General features: G+C 68.0%; 2 protein-coding genes. One reads left to right on the top strand and one right to left on the bottom strand.

Going from position 1 to position 3,620, the window contains the following annotated elements:
- Positions 1-740: 740 nt before the first annotated feature.
- Positions 741-1,160 carry an alpha/beta fold hydrolase gene (locus ABZ070_RS36060; protein WP_356640276.1) on the bottom strand — a complete coding sequence of 140 codons (420 nt, stop codon included), beginning with the start codon at positions 1,158-1,160 and terminating at the stop codon, positions 741-743.
- Between the two features lie 594 nt (positions 1,161-1,754).
- On the opposite strand from ABZ070_RS36060, the gene ABZ070_RS36055 reads away from it, so the two are divergent.
- Complete coding sequence (locus ABZ070_RS36055; RefSeq protein WP_356640275.1) at positions 1,755-2,141, top strand: hypothetical protein; 387 nt, start codon at positions 1,755-1,757, stop codon at positions 2,139-2,141.
- Positions 2,142-3,620 lie beyond the last annotated feature (1,479 nt).

Here is a 3,620-nt window from a genome sequence, read left to right as displayed (position 1 = left end):
ACATGATCAACCTGCGTGCTTCAACCCCCACCACACACAGACCAACGACCCAGGTCAGCCGCCGTCACCGCTAATCACGCACGAGGTCGTAACAGGCGGCGTGTACCGCCGGTCCCCGCAACGCCCGAACCGACACAGCCGGCAAAGCAGCGTCCGAACCAGCACCCGTCCCCGCCGAGGCCGGGTCCCGCGCTTCTGGATCCACCCGCCGATCACACCAACCCGCGACCGGCCGGTGGATCAGAACCCACGAAACTGAGACAGCGTCACCCCACATGCGATAAACCCCCGGGACAGCGATCCTTCACCGATCTCTCACCCCTTTTCAGTGGCCCCGGCCCCTGAAAACAGCCCTCTACCAGCAACAACACACCAACACCCGACTGCCTCTCACACCACTGCCCCGAAAACGAGAGATCGCAGGCAGTCTCTCAAGAATTAGCCAGTCGCTGCCGCCGCGGGCTATGCCACTCTCACTGCATGAAACGATTCTCGTGAAAGTCGCGGCCGGCTGCGGTGCATCAGGTCAGCAGTGTGCGCGTGCTCGACGGGGCGACTACGGATGTTGGAACTGCTGACCGAGCAAGTCAGCAACGAGGGAGCAAAGCATGATCCCGTTACCGCCGACTCGAACGAAGGGGCCCGCCGCGTTCGGTGCCACAGGCCCTGGTGACATCGGGCCGTTCGGCCGCTGGCCCGACCCCAGAGCGGCTGACGACCCTCACCCCGAGCAGGACAGGCTAAGCCTGCAGACCCAGACCCTCCTGTGTGCGCACTGCGAGGCCGGTCAGGGCAACGGCCAGGCCCGCACCATCGCGGCGACCGCTCACGGCCTGACGGTGACGTGGCATCTGCTGTCCTGCCCGCACTACGCCGCCGATCGTATCCTCGCGGGACAAGAGGACTGAGATCGAAGAGATGATCTGGGGTTGTGTCACTCGATCCCCGTAATGCCGGAAGAGATCGGCCACCATCTGCCCGCTCATGCTGAATCCCACCACGACCAGCGGCCCGTCTGCCCCCGAGTACGCGTCGATCGCCGCGACAGCCTGCTCGAACCGTCGCCGCAGGCTTAACTCCCTCAGTTTGCCGGCGCTTTCGCCGTGCCCGGAGAAGTCGAAGGCGACCCCTCGACAGCCATGGGCCACGAACTCCCGCACCAGCGGAACAATCGTTCAGTACTGCTGGTGCCTGCGCCATGCAGCACTACGGCGGTCACCCCGGCAGGATCACCGCCGTACACACCGCTGAGTCGTTCACCGTCGGGCACTCAAGCGCCGCTTGTCCAACGTCGTCTACCGAATCATGAAAACGTGACCAGAGAACACAACTCGCCGCAGCCGCTTGACACACAGAGGCGCTAATCACTCACGCCGTGGCCTCCGTTCTCCGAGAGTGACACCGCAAGCATCCCGACCCTGGTCTCCCCTCTTCGAGCGGCGGCTGAGTTCGGCGGCGTACTGCGCGCCGGGGCCGCCCGTGGCGGCGGCCCAGCCCGTGGCCGCTCCGATGGAGACGCCGAGGACCTCGCTGAGGACGGCGGGGGCATCTGCGCTGCGAGGTCGATCAGTGCGCTGTTGCGCCCGCGCCGAGAGGGCAGGCCGTAGGACGCGAGGCGGGTGTGCAGTTGGCGGGGGCGGCCCGGGTGGGTGCCAGGCAGGAGCCAGGAGTGGTCGGTGCTCAGGCCAAGCGCGAGGGCACCGCCGCGGTCTTCGGCGAGGTGGATCAGGAGCTGGTCCAGCGGTGGGGGCGAGATGGATGCCTTCGCCGGTGGTGAGAATCTGGCCGGTGGTGAGACTGGCAATCATGGTGAGGGGCTGGCCGTAGAGGAGGACAAGGAGGCCGACGACGCGGTCGACAGCGGTGATGGAGTCGTCGTGCAGGAAGCGGCGGACCAGGCGCCAGCGGTCGGCGTCGTCGGGCAGCGCCCGGTACGGCCTACCGCTTGGCATCGGCGGGAAGGTGACCGGGCGGCGGATGTGGTTGTGGCGGGCGGCCCACCGGACCAAGTTGCGGGCCTTGAAACGCATCACGGTGCCCTCTGCGAGCTAGGTGTCGATGTCGTGCTGGCTGCAGGTGGCATGCGGGGCACCGTGCTCGCGCAGCCAGTGGAGGAACTGGGCGACTGGGCGAGGCAGTAGCGTACGTCGGCCGCGGTGAAGGGCGACAGAGGGCGGCCGGGGTGGTGCTTGCGGCGCAGGCGGCGCAGATAGTGCAAAGTGACGAAGGCGTGCAGGAGCCGGCGCTCGCCAGGATCGGTGGTGCTCCTGAGGAACTGGGAGACCCAGCGTTTCAGCGCGGCGAGTTGCTCGTCCCGTTCGGGCAGCACGTGGGTGGCGACGAGGATCATGCGAAGCAGTCGGGTGCGGTCGGGCGGTCGGGTGCGGCACAGGCTTCGCACAGGCCGCGGCGGGCAGGAATCGCGATCGTGCCGCACCCCAGGCACAGCTGCCTGCGGGTGGGGTCGTTGCGGTAACAGGGCTCGCACACCGGATCGCCGCTGGTCCGACGTGTGTTGACGCGTGTCTCGTGCCGCACCGGGCGCAGGCCTTGACGATGACGTGGCACGACCGGCACAAGGGCTCGACCCTCGGCGGTCCAGGTGACGATGCGTCGGCGCCGGCCGCAGCCGCTGCACTCCTCAGGCCGCTGGGAACACTCCGGGCACCGGGGCGAGGCGGTGTCCGCGCGGTAGCACGGGGTCATCCGCCCGCAGACGGAGCACAGGGCGACGGGGCCCGTACGCACGGGAAGCACACGCCCGCATGATCGCCGGTCTGGCGTACCTCGCCCGTTCGACCGCACCGGCGCACAGTTCGTGATTGGACCGGTCTCGGCTGTAGCACGACCGGGGCACACCGAGCACGTGGGCCTGGCCGTCGACGAACGGCGGGCGCCGGCCGTGAGGTGGACGCCGAGGTGCTCGCGCACATCCGGCCGATGAGGACGGTGGCCACCGACGACCCAGCAGCCGGGCTGTAGACGGCCGGGCCCCGGAGCGCTGAACCCGTCGTACTGCCCTGTCCCGCGCAGTCCTCAGAGTGAACAACGGTTACTGCTGGTGCCCCTCAAGGGCCTCTTCAGGGGTCAAGGACATTCCGCGCGATCAAGGCCCGTTCAATTTCGTCAGCCATGTCGAGGCCCAGACGTCGGTCGAGCTCTTCGTACGTCTGGAGGAGGTAGAGCGCGCGCGTTTCGGCTCGAGCTTCCGCGACGACTGCTCCCGCCGCGGTCCGTCCCCGGCGGCGCTGCGCCTCTTCCTCCCGCTCGAGCCGCTCGATCGTCTCCCGCGTGCGCTTGAGCTGGTACTCCTGGTACTGCTCGACGAATGCGCAGCTTGGCGAGGCGGGAAAGGTTCGACAGCGGATCGGACATGACGCGGCTCGGCTACGCGGCCTGGGCAACGTCCACGACGGCGGCCACGGGCTTGGCAACCGCCTTGAGCCGCTGCCGCGATGGACCTCCGTCGCGACGGCGCTGGGACGGTTCTCGGTCTTGTCGAGGTTGCTTCCACTGAAACCCGGTCGGCACCCATCCGCCCGATTTGCGTAACCGCACCCCTGCCGTGAGCGTTGAAGCGGCAGACGACTACTTTGCCGTACGTACGGGCAGCGGGGGCG

The organism is Streptomyces sp. NPDC006283 (genome assembly GCF_040613325.1).
In the GTDB taxonomy this organism is placed as follows: domain Bacteria; phylum Actinomycetota; class Actinomycetes; order Streptomycetales; family Streptomycetaceae; genus Streptomyces.
This window is presented reverse-complemented; position numbering and strand designations above follow the sequence as displayed.